Annotated in this window: 11 protein-coding genes, 1 tRNA gene, 1 other RNA gene and 1 pseudogene; 5 read left to right on the top strand and 9 right to left on the bottom strand. The window is 69.4% G+C overall.

What is annotated here, in order from left to right:
- Positions 1 to 1,121 precede the first annotated feature (1,121 nt).
- From ACFWPI_RS29575 to ACFWPI_RS29545, 7 genes and pseudogenes are all read right to left on the bottom strand, one after another.
- The gene (locus tag ACFWPI_RS29575; protein WP_380374500.1) at positions 1,122 to 2,156 is read right to left on the bottom strand and encodes a UDP-N-acetylmuramate dehydrogenase; all 1,035 of its coding nucleotides are present in this window, start codon (positions 2,154 to 2,156) and stop codon (positions 1,122 to 1,124) included.
- An 11-nt stretch (positions 2,157 to 2,167) separates the two neighbouring features.
- Positions 2,168 to 3,211, bottom strand: coding sequence for a serine hydrolase domain-containing protein (locus ACFWPI_RS29570; RefSeq protein WP_380374498.1), 1,044 nt, complete (start codon positions 3,209 to 3,211; stop codon positions 2,168 to 2,170).
- 2 nt (positions 3,212 to 3,213) lie between these two features.
- Positions 3,214 to 4,518 (bottom strand): UDP-N-acetylglucosamine 1-carboxyvinyltransferase, encoded by a 1,305-nt coding sequence (locus ACFWPI_RS29565; protein WP_380374495.1) that lies wholly within the window; start codon positions 4,516 to 4,518, stop codon positions 3,214 to 3,216.
- Positions 4,519 to 4,520: 2 nt separating this feature from the next.
- Positions 4,521 to 5,261, bottom strand: coding sequence for a hypothetical protein (locus ACFWPI_RS29560; RefSeq protein ID WP_380374493.1), 741 nt, complete (start codon positions 5,259 to 5,261; stop codon positions 4,521 to 4,523).
- A 70-nt stretch (positions 5,262 to 5,331) separates the two neighbouring features.
- Positions 5,332 to 5,538: a hypothetical protein gene (locus ACFWPI_RS29555; RefSeq protein WP_380374491.1), complete on the bottom strand. Its 207-nt coding sequence runs from the start codon at positions 5,536 to 5,538 to the stop codon at positions 5,332 to 5,334.
- 103 nt (positions 5,539 to 5,641) lie between these two features.
- Complete coding sequence (locus ACFWPI_RS29550) at positions 5,642 to 6,958, bottom strand: XRE family transcriptional regulator (RefSeq protein WP_380374489.1); 1,317 nt, start codon at positions 6,956 to 6,958, stop codon at positions 5,642 to 5,644.
- Positions 6,959 to 7,779: 821 nt separating this feature from the next.
- Positions 7,780 to 8,943, bottom strand: a pseudogene (locus ACFWPI_RS29545) (AAA family ATPase); the annotation flags it as partial.
- Here ACFWPI_RS29545 and ACFWPI_RS29540 point away from each other — a divergent pair.
- The 3 genes from ACFWPI_RS29540 to ACFWPI_RS29530 all read left to right on the top strand — a co-directional run bounded on the left by ACFWPI_RS29540 (position 8,917) and on the right by ACFWPI_RS29530 (position 11,389).
- Positions 8,917 to 9,483: a helix-turn-helix domain-containing protein gene (locus tag ACFWPI_RS29540; RefSeq protein ID WP_380374487.1), complete on the top strand. Its 567-nt coding sequence runs from the start codon at positions 8,917 to 8,919 to the stop codon at positions 9,481 to 9,483. The pseudogene ACFWPI_RS29545 and the gene ACFWPI_RS29540 overlap by 27 nt on opposite strands.
- A gap of 363 nt (positions 9,484 to 9,846) precedes the next feature.
- Positions 9,847 to 10,152 (top strand): excisionase family DNA-binding protein, encoded by a 306-nt coding sequence (locus tag ACFWPI_RS29535; protein ID WP_380374484.1) that lies wholly within the window; start codon positions 9,847 to 9,849, stop codon positions 10,150 to 10,152.
- Positions 10,153 to 10,162: 10 nt separating this feature from the next.
- On the top strand, positions 10,163 to 11,389 hold the full coding sequence (locus ACFWPI_RS29530; RefSeq protein WP_380374481.1) for a tyrosine-type recombinase/integrase: 1,227 nt from the start codon (positions 10,163 to 10,165) through the stop codon (positions 11,387 to 11,389).
- 87 nt (positions 11,390 to 11,476) lie between these two features.
- Here ACFWPI_RS29530 and ACFWPI_RS29525 read toward each other — a convergent pair whose 3' ends face one another.
- Together ACFWPI_RS29525 and ACFWPI_RS29520 are read right to left on the bottom strand one after the other, a co-directional pair.
- Complete coding sequence (locus tag ACFWPI_RS29525) at positions 11,477 to 13,459, bottom strand: AAA family ATPase (RefSeq protein ID WP_380374479.1); 1,983 nt, start codon at positions 13,457 to 13,459, stop codon at positions 11,477 to 11,479.
- A 348-nt stretch (positions 13,460 to 13,807) separates the two neighbouring features.
- A tRNA-Ser gene (locus tag ACFWPI_RS29520) sits at positions 13,808 to 13,895 on the bottom strand.
- A gap of 110 nt (positions 13,896 to 14,005) precedes the next feature.
- Between ACFWPI_RS29520 and ffs the strand changes: the two genes are divergently transcribed.
- Both ffs and ACFWPI_RS29510 read left to right on the top strand, forming a co-directional pair.
- An RNA gene (ffs, locus tag ACFWPI_RS29515) (signal recognition particle sRNA small type) lies at positions 14,006 to 14,096 on the top strand.
- An 81-nt stretch (positions 14,097 to 14,177) separates the two neighbouring features.
- Positions 14,178 to 15,616, top strand: a 1,439-nt coding sequence (locus tag ACFWPI_RS29510) for a DNA polymerase III subunit gamma and tau (protein ID WP_380425156.1), incomplete at its 3' end; no start/stop codon positions are given.

Here is a 15,616-nt window from a genome sequence, read left to right as displayed (position 1 = left end):
GATTGGCGTGGTCGACCTCTTCCCTTGGAAGGCCTGACGTTCCAAGGCTGGCTAGCCCGACGCACGCTCCGGAGATCGCATCCAGTGCTCGCCGGACCTCCGAAGCGACGATCCTTTTGGGTGCATCTGGTCGAGCGTGGTTTCTCTGCCATGGAACCGGTGATCCGGCGGGCTTTTCCCTCGGTGCCCCCGACGCCAGGTCATGCAGCGATGGGGGGCAGATCCCTTTCTTTAGGAGGTCGTGCAGCTGACGAACTGCCTGGCCAGCTGTCATGCCCGCCGGAGGGTATTCGACAGCCTCCAGCATCAGGGCAAAAGATCTCCGGGCTGTCGCGGTCTTCTCGCTCACTGCGGCCTCGCCCTCGCAAGTCTTTCCGAGAGTGGATCGCAGCCTCCATAGAATGCTGGAGGTGAGGCCGACTGCTGGCCCGATGTGTGTATCAAACTTGAAGGAGTCCGCCTCCGTTTCCGCAGGCCTGGGGAGTTCTCCAAGTAGAAGAGCGAGGTTTAGTCGCTCGCGCGGATAAAGTGGTACCGCCCGAATATTCGGATCCTCGAGATGCTTTCGGATCTCTTCGCATCCCTCCAGGGCATCTGCAGGAACTCCGACGCGCACGAGAATCCTGCCAGTCGTCAGGCATGCGGCATATCGACGGTAACCACTAATGAGCCGGTTGTTTTCCGGGTTCACCATCAGTGGAACGTTTACCCAGTTTCGCTTGATCGACGCGGCCAGGTCGTCCTCTACTGAACTCACTCGGACGGGACGGTCCGCTAGGATGCTATCCAGACGAATCTCTTTATACTTCAATTCGACATTCCGTGGCAGCGATGGAATCTTCCTCGATGGCCGGAAGGTTAGACCGGGCGTGGGCGGGATTGCAAGAAGCGCTCTGGGGTGATTCTTGGGATGCCCGCGAGGGGTTCAAAAGCGGTATGAAGAATGCTCTATTAGGGGGAGCTGGATGGTGAATATAAGACGCATATAGGATTTTCGAGCGCTCGGCGATGTAGCCGAGGGTCGGGAAGCCGCCGTCGCACGGAGTGCATGAAGACGAGATTCCACGGTGCGAAGAGGGACGGTCTTGGCGGCCCTGGAGGTCTTGGTTCCCCCGGACTTCTTATGCCCAGGCGCCGACCAACGTCGGCTCGGGCCGGAGCTTGATCCCGGTTGCGATCTCGACCTGCGCCGAGAGCTCGGTGAGGGCTTGGGCGAAGCCCGTTGCGGTCGCGCCGTCGTGGGCGGTGAGGGTGAGGGTGCGGCGTTCCGAGCAGCGGATGCCGGCTGCGATCTTGTAACCGGGGCGGTAGCCGATGTGCTCCAGCAGCCAGCCGGCGCTGGCCCGGAGTTGTCCGTCGCTGTCGGTGTGGACGGGGCAGCCGGCGGTGGACAGGCGGGTGGCCTGGGTGGCGGTGACGGGCGGGTTGAGGAAGACCGATCCGGCCTGGCGGGCCTCGGGACCGTGGGGGTCCAGGAGGAGCCCGCGGCGGTGGCGGTTGGCGAGGACGGCGGCGGCCACCTCGGCCACGGGCGGTCGGGCGCCGACAGGGACGCCGAGTTCGTCGGCGAGCGGCTGGTACGTGATCGGCGCAGCCGGTGAGCGGTTGAGGCGGAACGTCGCGGTCAGGATGGTCCAGCGGCCGGGGTCGTTCCTGAAGCGACTGTCGCGGTGGCGGAGGCGGCACGCCTGGGCGGGCAGGGTCCGTAGGCGGCCCATGTCCCAGTCCCAGGCAGTGAGGTGGTCGAGGGTGTCGGAAACCTGCTGGCCGTAGGCTCCGGCGTTCTGGACGGGGGCGGCCCCGACAGTGCCGGGAATGCCAGCCAGGCACTCGATTCCGGCGAGGTGTTCGGCTGAGGCCCACTGGACGAGGTCGGCGAGCGGGTGGCCGGCCTGGACGGTCACGGCCACCGTGTCGTCGTCCACCCGCTTCACGGCGATGCCCCGGGTGTTCATCACGGCGACGGTGCCCTCGTGGCCGGTGTCGGAGGCGATGACGTTGCTGCCGTGGCCGAGGGTGAGGGGCGCGTCCTCCTGCCGGTCGCCGATCGTGCGGACCAGTTCGAACCAGTCGTCGGGGTCGGCGACCTGCAGGACGTCGCTGGCCGGGCCGCCGAGCCGCAGGGTGGTGAGGGACGCGAGCGTGGTGCTGGGCACGGGTGGCCCTCCTAGGGTTCGTCGGTGATCGCCTTCAGGGCGAGGGTCCGCAGCGGGGCGAGGCGGGTGCGGTTGTCCTGGTGGTGGTAGACGGCGTTGGTGCAGATGGCCAGGTAGCGGCCGGTGGCCGGGGCGAGGTAGAGGCTGGTCCCGGTGAAGCCGTGGTGGTAGGCGACCCGGCCCTCGTCGGCGAGGATCCAGGCCAGGCCACGGTCGAGGCCCGGTTCGATCGCGGCCTGCGGTTGCATGCTGTGTGTGAGCCAGCGGCCCAGGGGAGCGCCGGCAGCGTGCGGGGTCAGCAGGTGGGTGGCGAAGGCGGCGAGGTCGGCCGGGGTGGTGAACACCCCGGCGTGGCCGGCGACTCCGCCGAGCAGGGCGGCGTTGTCGTCGTGCGGCATGCCCCACAGCCGGGGCCCGCCGGTCAGCCGCTGCTCGGTCGGGGCGACCCGGGCGGAGCGGGGCACCGGTCCGTACGTCGTGTTCGGCATGCCGAGGTGCTGCCAGAGTTCGGCCGCCAGCTCGTCCAGGCGCTGGCAGCGATAGTGGGCCAGGGCCAGGCCAAGGAGGATGAACCCGCGGTTGATGTAGCGGTGTCCGGCCCCGGGATCGGCGATCAGGGCCTCTCCACAGATCAGCTGGGCCAGCGGTTCGGGGCGGCCCCGGTACTGGTCGAGGCGGGTGTCGGCGCGGAGCCCGGAGGTGTGGGCGAGGATCTGTCGGGGTGTGACCCGGCCGCCGGGGGCGTCGGCCGGGATGTCGGGCAGCAGTTCGCGGATCGGGGTGTCCAGGGTGAAGCCGTCCAGGAGGGAAGCGCCGACCAGCGGCCAGGTGGCCAGGACCTTCGTCAGCGACGCCACGTCGTACACCGTGTCCGGCCCCGGCCGGGCGTCGCCGCACTCGGGGGCGACGACACCGGAGGCAAGGTAGCCGGGCTCGGTGTCGAAGGTGCCGTGGGCGATGACTCCACCGGGCACGGTGCTGTCAGCGGTCATCAGGTTCAGGCACTCGCGCAGGTCGGCGAGCGCGTTCGGCTTCCACGGCACGGGGTTGGTCACGGCTACTCCTGGTCGATCGTCAGGTCGGCACCGAGCGCGGCCAACTTCGGCAGCAGGCTGCCGTATCCGCGCCGCAGGTGATACATCCCTCGGATCGTAGAGGTGCCCTCGGCGGCCAGCGCGGCGATCACTAGAGCGGTCACCGCCCGGATGTCCTCCCCGGCCACGCCGGCGCCGGTGAGGGCGGACCGGCCCCGGACGGTGATCACCGAGCCGTTCGCGTTGACGGCCGCGCCGAACGAGGCCAAGGCCGACAGGTGGGTGTCGCGCTGGGTGTAGATCCGCTCGTCGATGCGAGAGGTGCCCTCGGCCTGGGTGAGGAAGGCGGTCAGCTGCGGCTGCACGTCGGTCGGGAACCTCGGGTGCGGGCCGGTGGCCATCTGCACCGGCCGAGGCCCGGCCGGGAGGCTGACGGCCGTGCCGCCGTCCAGCGGGTCGAGCTGGATTCCGGCGTCGGCGAACACCGACACCAGCCCGTCCGGGAACGCGGCCGGAGGGAAGCCGTCCAGGTGGACGGCGCCGCCGGTGATGGCGGCGGCCAGCGCGAGGGTGGCGGCCTCCAGCCGGTCCGGCGGCACGGTGAACACCCCGCCCCGGATGCGGTCGGTGCCGGTGACGTTCAGCGCCGTCCTGCCGCGCCACTCGATGCCGACGCCGGCCTGCGAGAGCAGGGCGGCGGTGTGGGTGACCTCGGGCTCCACACTGGGGTTGAGGATCGAGGAGGTGCCCGGGGTACGGGCGGCCAGCAGCATCGCGGTGACCGTCGCACCCAGGCTCGGCCCCCACGAGCGGGTCTCGGCATCGGTGATGAACGGCAGCCGCTTACCGGTGAAGCGGGCCCGCACCCGGCCCCGATTCACCTCGACCTCGGCCCCGGCGGCTTCCATCGCGGCCAGGTGCCGGTCGATGTAGCGGGCGCAGAAGGCGTCCCCGCCGGGGGTGGGGAAGGTGACCTTGCCGGCGCGGGCCAGCAGAGCTCCGCCCATCACCGCGGTGGTGCGGATGCGCCGTCCGAGGTCGTCCGGGATAACGGGGAAGTAGGAGTCGGCCGGTCGGGTGGCGAACTCGTCGCCGGTCACGGTGGCGCGGGTGCCGGTGCGGTGCAGGATGTCGGCGACGACCAGGGTGTCCAGGATCTCGGGCGCACCGGCCAGGGTGAGCGGGTCGTCGGCGAGGATCGCGGCGGCGTACAGGTGCAGGGCGATGTTCTTGCTGCCCTGGACAGTGGCGGTGCCGGCCAGGCGGCGGCCTCCGGTGATCCGTACGGCCCGCTGGTCGGTCGTCGTGGTGGTGTCGGTGGTGGGCATGGTCACCTTCCCTGGCTTCCGGCCGGGAAGAAGCCCCCGACCTGGGTCTTCGGGTAGAGCAGGGTGTGCGCGCCGATCAGGGTGGCGGGCTGGAGCACAGTGCCGGCGGGAACGATCACGCCGTCGCCGACCACCGCGCCGAACTTCGTCTGGCCGGTGGCGATTCGCCGGCCGTCGAGGTGAGCGCAGACCTCTTCGGTGGCCGGTTCGGTGACCGGCCCGGAGGTGACCCGCAGGCCGGTGGTGGATACGAATGCGCCGATGTTGACGCCGAGGCCGAGCACGGAGTCCCCGACGAAGCTGGTGTGCTTCATGAAGACCCCGCCGGTCAGCAAGGAACGGGTGACCTCGGCGCCGAAGCCGATGCGGCAGCCGGGGCCGACGACGGTGTTGCCGCGCACCCGGGCGCCGGCCTCGATCACCGCGCCGGAGCAGACCAGCACCGGGCCGGTGACGAACGCGCCTTCGGCGATGACGGCTCCGGGCGCCACGATCACGTGGCCCCGAACGGTGGCGCCGGGCTCGATGGTCCCGGTCGCGTCCGGCAGCGGGATGTCCAGGTTGCCGGCCAGCAGGTTGGTGATGGCCTTCTTGAGGCCGAACACGGTGGGGCAGCAGTTCAGCAGCTCCAGCACGACCGGGTCGGTGACGTGCTCGATGTCGAAGTAGTACGCGGGGGTGGTGCGGTAGTCGATGCGCTCCAACTCGGTGTGCAGCGCGGGCGCGTCGGTCAGCCGGTGCATGGCTGGGTCTCCTCTCGGGCGAGCGAGTGGAAGAAGGAGAGCGGGGTCGTCGCGACGGCCCCTGGGGGCCTCAGGAGGCAGGTGCATCGGGTGCGGTCGCCGCGCTCTGAGGGCTGGCCTCGGCCGGGTGGTTGTGAACAGCCAGGCCGAGGAGGGTGAGCACGGGCAGGTGCAGGGCGGCCCAGGAGGCGGTGAGGAAGGTGCCGAGCCGGTCGCGGTCCGCCGGGGCGACGTGGCGCCGGCTGGCGGGCGGCGGGGAGGTGCTGGGCGTTGGCATGGGAGGGCCTTCGGCAGCGGGGGAGGGGTGGACGCTCCCCAGTGAACTGCCGGGCGAAAGGCCGGATCCGTAGCCGGACTACGGCCCGTAGTCCGGCTACGGGTCAGATGATTTGCACGCCCGCGCGGGTGGCGAAGTCCCGGACTCCGGGCAGCTTGCGGTCGTGCCGCAGCAGGGTGCTGGCGAGGTCGCGGACGGCACCCCGGCGGACTTCCTGCGGGGCTGCTTCCTCGGCGGCCAACAGAGCCCGGTAGCACTGTTCGGGCTTGCCCCACTGGTCGAACGCGCGGGCCACGTCGGTGAAGAAGCGCGCTTGACGTTCGGCGGTCGGCAGCGCGGTGGGGTCGATCGTGGAGGCCAGTTCGATCGCCCGGCCGGCGTCGCCGAGCTCGTAGTGCACCGACAACTCGTGCAGGGCGATGCCCTGGACGCCGTCCATCAGGCCGGAGGCCCGGCTGGCGGCTGCGGCGCTGTCGGCGGCCTCCCGGATTAGCGAGTGCGCGTAGGCCCGGTCTCCGGTCTTTGCGGCGGTGTAGGCCGCGGTGGCGTACAGATCACCACGGGCGGCCAGTCGGGCGGACTCGGGCACCGCGGTGTCGACGAGGAGGTCTTCGGCGGCGACGACCACGATGTCGGTTGCTCGGGCCAGGCTGCCCTGCCGGCGCCAGGCGCTGGACACCATCCGCTGTGCCTCGGCGACCACCAGCGGGTCGCCGCCGTCCCGGGCGGCGGTGAGCGCGCGGTCGGCGGTGATGGCCACCAGGTTGTTGTCGCCGATCTTGATGCACAGCCGGACCGCGAGGTTGTAGAGCTGGGCGACGTTCAGGGCCCGCTCCTCGGTGCTACCGACCATTTGGGCGGCGGCGATCCGGCTCGGCAGGGCCTCAGCGAGTGCGTTGTACTGTGCTGCCTTGAACTCGCGACGAGACGTCAGGAGAGAAGCGGTTACGAACTCGTGGGTCGGCTCGCTGCGGGGTGCCGGAACCCGTCCCGTCCCGTAGAGCAGCAGGTCCTCCAGACCGGCCAGCGGTGAGGTCGTCTCGGCGTGCGCGGCCTGCTGGCCTGCGACCGGGGTGAACAGGGCGGCAGCCGCCAGGGTCAGGAACGGGCGGCGTCGCACATCGTCCTCCTCGGCAGCGGAACTGCTCGTCAGCGTAACGGAGGTGGACTTGCGAGGGCGGGACCTTGGCCGCTCGGAGGCCGGTTGCGGTAAGGCCATCAGCTCGTTGAGCTCGCAGCGCAGTACCTGCGCGAGGCGCCGGAGCAGGGTCAGGTCTTTCACCCGCTGCAAGTCCCGTTCGACCAGCGACATCCAGACTTCGCTGCGGTCGAGCTCAGTGGCGAGACGGAGCTGGGTCCACTCCATCTCGGCGCGACGGAGCGCGATGAACTTGCCGAACGTGATGCCACTGCCCCCCACGCTGGCCCCCATGCCGTGTTGAAGCCGCTACGGATTGCTACCGTACCGGTGGTCGGGGGCCACGGTGTGGGGCTTTCAGTACCGTGCCAGCGTTCACCGCACTGTCCGGCTTGGGTCGGGCTGCGTTGCTGGTCCCTGAAGATCTTGCCCTGAAGGTTATTCGCGTTGTCCTCGCACCCCTGGGCGAGGGCAACTCCATCCGCTGCGAGGTGCAGGCGAGGTAAGGACTCCTTGCCTCACAACTTGCTCCGCCTTGGCGGTGCCGGGGGTAAGCATCGCTTATCCCACAACTTGCTCCGGCTTCCGCTGGTCTGACGTCAGTTCGAGATGTGGGTGAGCCTTGCAGGCCGGGCCAGTGGACGTTACGGCGTGCGGTGGAAACTCGGCCATCTCCTCGATGGCAGGGCGTTCACGACGGGGCGTACACGCGAGCCCCCTATTAGAGGGGGGCTCGCGCGTGAACGCTGGGTCGCGTGGACGGCGTGTACGCCTCCGTGATCGCTCTACCTGCGGTTTCTTTGCCGAGCGTGGACGGTGTGAACGGCTCTCGCAAGGCCCTCTGCGGAAGGCGCGCGTGGACGGTCCCGTGTGCGGTCCACGCCCGGAAGGTGCCCCATGGTGGCGATGATCCGCCCGTTCACCGGCGGGGCAGTTGCGACGGTCGGCGCTGCCCGCTGGCCGAGGGTCACCCCGGTCAGTCCGGTCGGTCGCAGCCACCGGGCTGACCGGAACTCTGGTCACTGCGGTCGGTCAGTACGACGGACTGACCGGAGACTCGGTCACTGCGCTGTCCTCGGTCACTCCTGTCACCGCGCTGGCAGTCAGGAGACGGCGGTGATGTGTCGGGCGGAGGGGCGGTAACGCGCCTGCTGGCCGCCCCCGGCGCCACCGGTGGTGCCTTCGGCCTTGACCGCCAACCCACTCTTGACCAGGCGGTCAAGGTGGCGGCGGGCCTTCTCGATGTCGGCGCGGTCGGGGTTGGCCTCGCCGGTCAGGGCGGTCGCCAGGTCACGGGCGGTCAGACCGTCCGTAGCGGCGCGCAGGAGGGTGACCGGGTCCAGGGTCGGCTCGACGTAGGTGGTTCCGCGCTGGTGGTCGTGGACGACCGGCAGCGGGCCGATCTCGCCGGTCACGGTCTTGAGGTGGTGAATGGTGACCGCCGGGTCGCCGGCCTCTCCAGCGATGAACAGGACACTGCCCGCTCCGGCGGTCAGCCAAGTCGAGCCGTACACCCGGTCCAGGGTGGGTCGCTGGCCGCGTGGCGCGTCGGCGGTGGCCTTGCGCTGGTGGTGGAGCTCCATGATCTGGACGCCTGCGCGAAGGGCCCGCATGCGGGCGTTGTTGAAGGCGACGGCCAGGGAGTCGTCGACGAGGGTGCTGACTGCGTCCTTGAGGCTGTCGATGACGATGGTGTCGGCGCGGTGGGCGGCGGCGAGTTCGGCGAGGAGGTCGGGTTCCTTGTCGAGGGTGGCGGGGAGCGGTCCCTGCCACACGGCGAGGCGGTCGCGCAGGTGGGCCTCGTCGGCAGGCAGGATGCGGCGGGCCATGGCGCGGGCGATCTGCTGGGGGCGGTCCATGGCGAGGTAGAGGACGCGTTCTCCCTCTGCGACGGGGAGGTCGAGGACGGCGGCTTGGAGGCCGAGGCGGGCGAGGACGACCTGGTGGGCGATGGTGGTCTTGCCGACGCCGGGCGCGCCGACGATCATCAGGCTCTCGCCGGAGGCCCAGGCGGTCTGTTCTCGGGTGCCCCATAGCGGTTCCTTGTTCGCGCCGGTTTTGGTGACGAAGTCCCAGCCGTTGACGATGTAGCGAGACAGGCGGCTGCTACCGGAGGCCAGGGCGCGTTCGCGCTCGGCACGGATCTCGGCCTCGACGGTCGTACGGATCTCGTCCGGGTCGGCGCCCGGAGTCAGCGCGTGCTGGACCGTGCGGATGCCGGTGGCATGTAGTGACCGCAGTTGGGCGTCACGACGCACGATCTGCGCGGCGGCGCATTGCAAATGGGCTTAACAACAATGCATGGAGGGTTGACCGTGACTGGTGCGGATCCGAGACGGCGACTGGAAGGGGAGGAGAACGTCGCCCAACGCATCAAGATGGAGCGCGAGGCGCGCGGGTGGAGTACTGCCACGCTCGCGGAGCGCCTGACAGAGGCCGGCTACCCGCTCAACCAGTCGGCGGTGTGGCGCATCGAGAGCGGCGAACCGCGTCGCAGGGTGAACCTGGACGAGGCCATCGGCTTCGCCAAGGTCTTCGGCATCTCCCTGGACAACCTGGTCGGGCCACCCGAGATCGCTGCCAACGCCCACGTGAAGCGGTTGCTGGCGGAGTTTGCCGAGAGCTGGCATAAGTCCGTCGCCGCTCGCAAGGAGATGGATCGCGCCCGTTACGCGCTCGATGCCTACGGCGCAGCCCACCCGAACCTTGCCGAACTCATCAGCGCGATGATCACCCAGGTCGTGGCTGACGACGCTGGTGACGACCACCACTCGCCGAGCCTTCCGCCCGGCTCGCCCGACGCCTAGGGTCTCGCTGACCCAGGAGCCGCGACGTAGCCCGTCGCCCCCAACGGCGGCCCTGGCCACTTGAGGGTGCCTGCCGCACGTTGCCGAGTCCGCACGTCACTCCTGCCGCTGATCCGATGAGGACCAGATCATGCTGGATGTTCGGTGGTTTGGTGCGGCCGTAATCAACCGCTAACGTCCCCTCCCGCCGGTCCGACCACGGGCTTTGCCCGCCTGTGGAGCCTCGACCCGTCATGCCTTCCGCAACCCCTCGGTGCTACGAACGCCGGGGCCAAAACGCGGGCCCATACAACCGATTCGCCCATCCCTGGAACACCGACAACGGCGGCGCATAGCCGAAAGCGCCGCCGGGATAGGACACCCATGCCCGAAACATCGTTGGAGCTTGCCCGGGTGGCCCGCGCTCTCGGCACTACCGAGCGCGTCCTCCTCCGCCTGATCGCAGATCAGGGCGGTGGTGCAGCCGACCCGACGCTCGTCGCCCTCACCGTCGAGGAATCTGCCCGCCGTCTCGGCGTCGGCCGGACGACCATGTATGCCCTGGTGGCCTCCGGCGAAGTCCCGTCCGTGACGATCGGCCGCCTCCGCCGAGTGCCCGCCGAGGCGCTCAAGGAGTACATGGCCGCCCGCACGGCCGCCGCCGCTTCGAACGTCGCCCTTGCGGCCTGAGAGGGCGCAGATGGCGAAGACCCGCAAGCCCAACGGCGACTCCTCGATCTACGAGGGCAGTGACGGCCGCTGGCACGGCCGCGTCACGGTCGGCGTAAAGGACGACGGCACCCCCGACCGGCGCCACGTCAGTGCCAAGACCCGGCCCGAGGTCACGGCCAAGGTCCGCAAGCTGGAGCAGCTGAGTGACGACGGCACTGTGCACAAGGCCGGCCAGAAGTGGACGGTCGACAAGTGGCTGACCCACTGGATCACCGAGATCGTCCCCGGCACCGTCAGCGAGAACACGTACGCCGGATACGAGGTTGCCGTCCGCGTGCACCTCGTCCCCGGCCTCGGCGCGCACCGCCTGGAGAAGCTGGAGCCCGAGCACCTGGAGCGCTTCTACAAGAAGATGCAGGCCAGCGGCAGCGCCGCCGGGACTGCCCACCAGGCCCACCGCACGGTCCGGGTAGCCCTCGGCGAGGCGGTACGGCGCCAACACCTCACCCGTAACGTGGCCACGATCGCCAAGGCCCCGAAGCTCGAAGAGGAGGAGGTCGAGCCGTTCGAGATCGAGGAGGTCCAATCGCTTATGGAGACGGCGCGTCAGCGCCGCAACTCCGCCCGCTGGATCTTTGCGCTCGCCCTTGGCCTGCGGCAGGGCGAGGTGCTCGGGCTCCAGTGGAAGGACGTCGACTTCTCCCGAGGCGTTGCCTGGGTCCGGCGCGGCCGGCTGCGGCCCAAGTACCGGCACGGCTGTGGTGACCGCTGCGGGCGCAAGCCCGGCTTCTGTCCGCAGAAGGATCTGGTCCGGCGCGAGACCAAGGACACCAAGTCCCGGGCCGGGCGGCGCGCGGTGCCGCTGCCCGAGCAGCTCGTCGTGATCCTCCGGCTGCACAAGGAGGAGCAGGACCGCGAGCGGGCGCTCGCGCGCGACCTCTGGACGGACAAGGGATATGTCTTCACTTCGGAGACCGGCGAGCCGCTCAACCCCAGCACCGACTACCACCACTGGAAGCGGCTCCTGCGCGAGGCCGGCATCCGCGACGGCCGCCTTCATGACGCCCGCCACAACGCCTCGACCGTTCTGCTCCTGCTCGGCGTGCCGGAGCGGATCGTCATGGCGATCATGGGCTGGTCCTCGACCGCCATGGCCCAGCGCTACCAGCACGTCACCGACCCGATGCTGCACGACGTCGGGCGGAAGATCGGTGGCTTGCTCTGGAGCGGATCTGCGGTGGAAACCGCAGAGTGACGATCCAGGGGGGGCTCACAAGCGAGTGAGCCGGTAGATCCTCTGTGGCCCCGTTCGAGCGAACGGGGCCACAGAGGGAGAAAGAGGTCAGGAGACGACCTTCAGCTTCTTGAACACTTCTTCGAAGCGGTCGAGGGTCTGGTCGTCGACCTGCTTGAAGAACTCGTCTCGGTGGCGGGTGAGCTCGTGGGCAGGCCCAACGTGGTCGAAGGCACTGGGCTTGCCCTGCTTCTCGCGTGCGATCTTGAGGCGCATCAGAATCGGGGTGGGCTTCTCCGTGTGGATCAGGTCGGTCTCGGTAAGAGAGCTGCCTGCGGCCTTGTTGTAGAGCCAGAGGTAGTCCTTGGCAGTGAAGAGATCTTCGATGTCAGCGGTGTCGGGCAGACCGCCGAGCTGGCCGATGACGATGATGCTGGAGGGCTCGACGCCCGCCGCCTCGGCCGCGCTGAAGACCTTGGAGGTGACCTTGGTGGCCTCCGCGCCGTCGATGATGGCGCGGACCGTCAGCCTCCGGCCCATGACCGCGATGAAGGCTGGCATGTTGCCCACGCCGCCCACCGGGATGATGGCCAGACGCGGGTCGAGACCGGTGCGACCTCTGTTGATCAGGTAGTCCGACACGCGCATCAGGAAGACGAAGTCGCTGCTGCCCTCCACCGCCAGGAGCGGCCCGGCTCCCAGGAAGAGGTGCTGGGCGACGGAGTACCCAAGAGCGGCCTCCACGGGCAGGATCGTCTTGGGGTCCGCCGACAGGCTCACGGGCGTGACGACCACTCCCAGACTTGGGTCTTGGCGAGTTGCCTGGTCATGGATGGCGCGCATGGTCTCGTACCGCGTCGGGTCGATCATGTGCTGGGAGTGGGTGGTGTACAACACCTGCTGTGTGGTGCCCAGTTCACCGTAGATGTAGCGAAGGAAGTCGCCCTGGGCCTCGCCGTGCAGACTGGTACCGGGCTCGTCGAGCAGGACTACCACCCGCTCCCCGCGGTCGTGGTAGGCGCTGAACGCTGCGAGGAACGAGAAGAACCACTGGAAGCCCGTGGAGCGGGTGGAGAAGTTGGTCTCCACCCCGTGCCGCTCGTCGCGCAGCTCGATCTTGAGAATGCGGTGGTGTGGCTCCGGTTGCCCGGTCTCGGCGTTCGGGGGCATCGCCACGAGGTCGGTGTCGAAGACGACCGTGAGGGCGTCGTTCTGCTTCCAGTACTCGAAAACCTGCTGGCTGAGGTCCATGCTCGCGGCTTGGAGTTCGGCCTTGCGACTGTCGTAGTCCTCGTCCAGAAGGTCCCCGGGCTTCTCGCCAGCCAGACGCAGCAGGGAGAGCATGGTGGCGTCGCCGCGCCGCGTGCGGCGGCTCTGGACGCGGGCGGCGAGGTCGTGGAGGTCGCATTCGCCGGGCAAGAGCTCGTAGGTCGAGAAGTAGAAGAACTTCGGCAGGAGATCCACGAGCGCTTGGTGCTGGTCGTCGTCCAGGTTGCCGTCGAGGAGCAACTGGTACTTCTTGAGCTCGGTCGGCACCTTGTCGATGACCTTGGCGCGGGCGGTTTTCTTGTCCGCCTTCAGCTCCTTTGACCGCGCGTTCGCTGCGGTCACGACTTCCGCGGTGCTCCCGTGGCCAGCGGTCAGGTAGTCGCGGTCGTCGAGGTCATCGATACCAGCCTCGTTGAAGACCAGCTCCAGGACCTGGTGCAGGTCGCAGACTATCCGGACCTTGAGCTCGTCGTCGTAGGTCCGGGAGGCCTCGATACGGGCGTCGGCCGGGGGTCGCACGCCCCACTGGTCTTCGAGGGCGTCGAGGTCGCGTTCCTCCAGGGCGAACGCCGCCGTCACGGGTGCGAGGTTGGGAAGGCTGTGTGTCCGGCGGTCCCGGGCCAGGTGCCGGCGCGGGTAATCCTTCGTGAGGTCGAACGTGTCCGGGTTGTTCGCAGGGTTCAGCCGGTGGAGGGCCTGAAGAATGGTGGTCTTCCCCGACTCGTTCTTCCCGATCAAGCAGGTGACGCTGGCGTCGACGGCCATGGTCTGCTCGTTCGTGAAGTTCCGGAACTTGTCGATCTGTACGGACAGCACCAACACGGGCGTTCCCTCCCTGGGCGACGGTGCCCTGGTCGTTCAGCAGGCGACCTGGCAGCCTGATCCGTCAGTATGACTGGACGCACCGACAATCGCGGGAGGCTTTTGCGGGGCCCAGTTTCCGCAGTTCACGCTGTGCCGTCCGGCGGTCACGGGAAGGGCGACTCACGGTCGCGGGAGCTCCAGGAGCAGCCCTCGGGCCCTGTCACAAGCCTCGCTGCCGTCATTCGGGCGGTGCCGAGTGTCTTCTGCGCGGGTCCAGGGTTCGAACTGAGACCAGAATTGAGACCACGCAACGACGAAGGCCCCGGCCGCTGAGCGGTCGGGGCCTTCGTTATGGCTGGTCAGCCATGGCGGAGGATACGAGATTCGAACTCGTGAGGGGTTGCCCCCAACACGCTTTCCAAGCGTGCGCCCTAGGCCTCTAGGCGAATCCTCCGTGGGAGAGCTTAGTACATGTTCGGGGGTGGTCGCGACCAGCAATCCCGTAGGCGGGAGGGTGGGGTTGCCTGTGGATCGTGGGGGCCCGGATCCGGTAGTGTGGGGGTCAGCCCCTCGTGTGGCGTTATCTCTCTGAACCCCCCCAGGGCCGGAAGGCAGCAAGGGTAAGAGGGCTCTGGCGGGTGCACGGGGGGTCTTTGCGTTCCCGGGCGGTCGCCGGGGGACGGTGGCGAGGCGAGGGGCGACGCGTTTGTCGGTGCGTCCCGATATCGTCGGGGGTGTGTCCCTAGCCCTGTACCGCCGCTACCGCCCCGAGACCTTCGCGGAGGTCATCGGGCAGGAGCACGTGACCGCTCCGCTCCAGCAGGCCCTGCGTAACAACAGGGTCAACCACGCGTACCTGTTCAGCGGGCCGCGCGGCTGCGGGAAGACGACGAGTGCGCGCATCCTGGCCCGCTGTCTGAACTGTGAGCAGGGGCCGACGCCGACGCCCTGCGGAGAGTGCCAGTCCTGTCGCGACCTCGCGACCGGCGGGCCCGGCTCGATCGACGTGATCGAGATCGACGCGGCCTCGCACGGTGGTGTGGACGACGCGCGCGAGCTGCGGGAGCGGGCGTTCTTCGCGCCGGTCCACAGCCGCTACAAGATCTTCATCCTGGACGAGGCGCACATGGTGACCTCGGCCGGGTTCAACGCGCTGCTCAAGGTGGTCGAGGAGCCTCCGGAGCACCTCAAGTTCATCTTCGCGACCACGGAGCCGGAGAAGGTGATCGGGACGATCCGGTCCCGGACGCACCACTACCCGTTCCGGCTGGTCCCGCCGGGCACGCTGCGCGACTACCTGGTGGAGGTCTGCGGCCGGGAGGGCATCCAGGTCGAGGACTCGGTGTTCCCGCTGGTGGTCCGGGCCGGGGCCGGGTCGGTGCGTGACTCGATGTCGGTCATGGACCAGCTGCTGGCCGGCGCCGCCGAGGGCGGCGTGACGTACCAGATGGCGACCTCGTTGCTCGGGTACACCGACTCGGCGCTGCTCGACGAGGTGGTGGACGCCTTCGGCGCGCACGACGGGGCGACGGTGTTCCAGGTGATCGACCGGGTGGTCGAGGGCGGGCACGATCCGCGCCGCTTCGTCGCCGACCTGCTGGAGCGGCTGCGCGACCTGGTGATCCTGGCCACCGTGCCGGAGGCGGGGGAGAAGGGGCTGATCGACGCCCCGGCGGACCGGGTCGCGATCATGCAGGCGCAGGCGGACGCGTTCGGTTCGGCGGAGCTGAGCCGGGCGGCGGACATCGTCAACACCGGGCTGACCGAGATGCGCGGCAACGCGGCGCCGAGGCTGCAGCTGGAGCTGATCTGCGCCCGGGTGATGCTGCCGGGTGCCTACAGCGACGAGCTGTCGTTGCAGGCGCGGCTGGACAAGCTGGAGCGCCGGGCGGCGGCGGGCGGGTTCGCCGCGCCGATGGCGGCGGGGGTGCCGGTGGCGGCGCCCATGGCCGCGCCCGTTCCGGCGACGGCGCCCGTAGTGGAGACCGCCCCGGTGCAGGCCGCGCCGGTCGCGGCGGCCCCTGTGGTGGCCCCTGCACCGGCCGCACCGGCCGCACCGGCCGCACCGATCGCACCGGCAGCCCCCGCGGCGCCCGCCGGGCCCGCGCCGGGTGCCTGGCCGATCCCGCGCAGCTTCCCGCCGGCGGGCGGCGCCCCGGCCGCGGCCCCCGCGCC

Origin of the sequence: Kitasatospora sp. NPDC058492 (genome assembly GCF_042720685.1) — a bacterium.
Lineage (GTDB): Bacteria > Actinomycetota > Actinomycetes > Streptomycetales > Streptomycetaceae > Kitasatospora.
This window is presented reverse-complemented; position numbering and strand designations above follow the sequence as displayed.

Bases quoted from the DNA above. Each gene is read 5' to 3' on its own strand.
- ACFWPI_RS29565 (WP_380374495.1), bottom strand. From the start codon at position 4,518: ATGCCCACCACCGACACCACCACGACGACCGACCAGCGGGCCGTACGG.
- ACFWPI_RS29560 (WP_380374493.1), bottom strand. From the start codon at position 5,261: ATGCACCGGCTGACCGACGCGCCCGCGCTGCACACCGAGTTGGAGCGC.
- ACFWPI_RS29555 (WP_380374491.1), bottom strand. From the start codon at position 5,538: ATGCCAACGCCCAGCACCTCCCCGCCGCCCGCCAGCCGGCGCCACGTC.
- ACFWPI_RS29535 (WP_380374484.1), top strand. From the start codon at position 9,847: ATGCCCGAAACATCGTTGGAGCTTGCCCGGGTGGCCCGCGCTCTCGGC.
- ACFWPI_RS29530 (WP_380374481.1), top strand. From the start codon at position 10,163: ATGGCGAAGACCCGCAAGCCCAACGGCGACTCCTCGATCTACGAGGGC.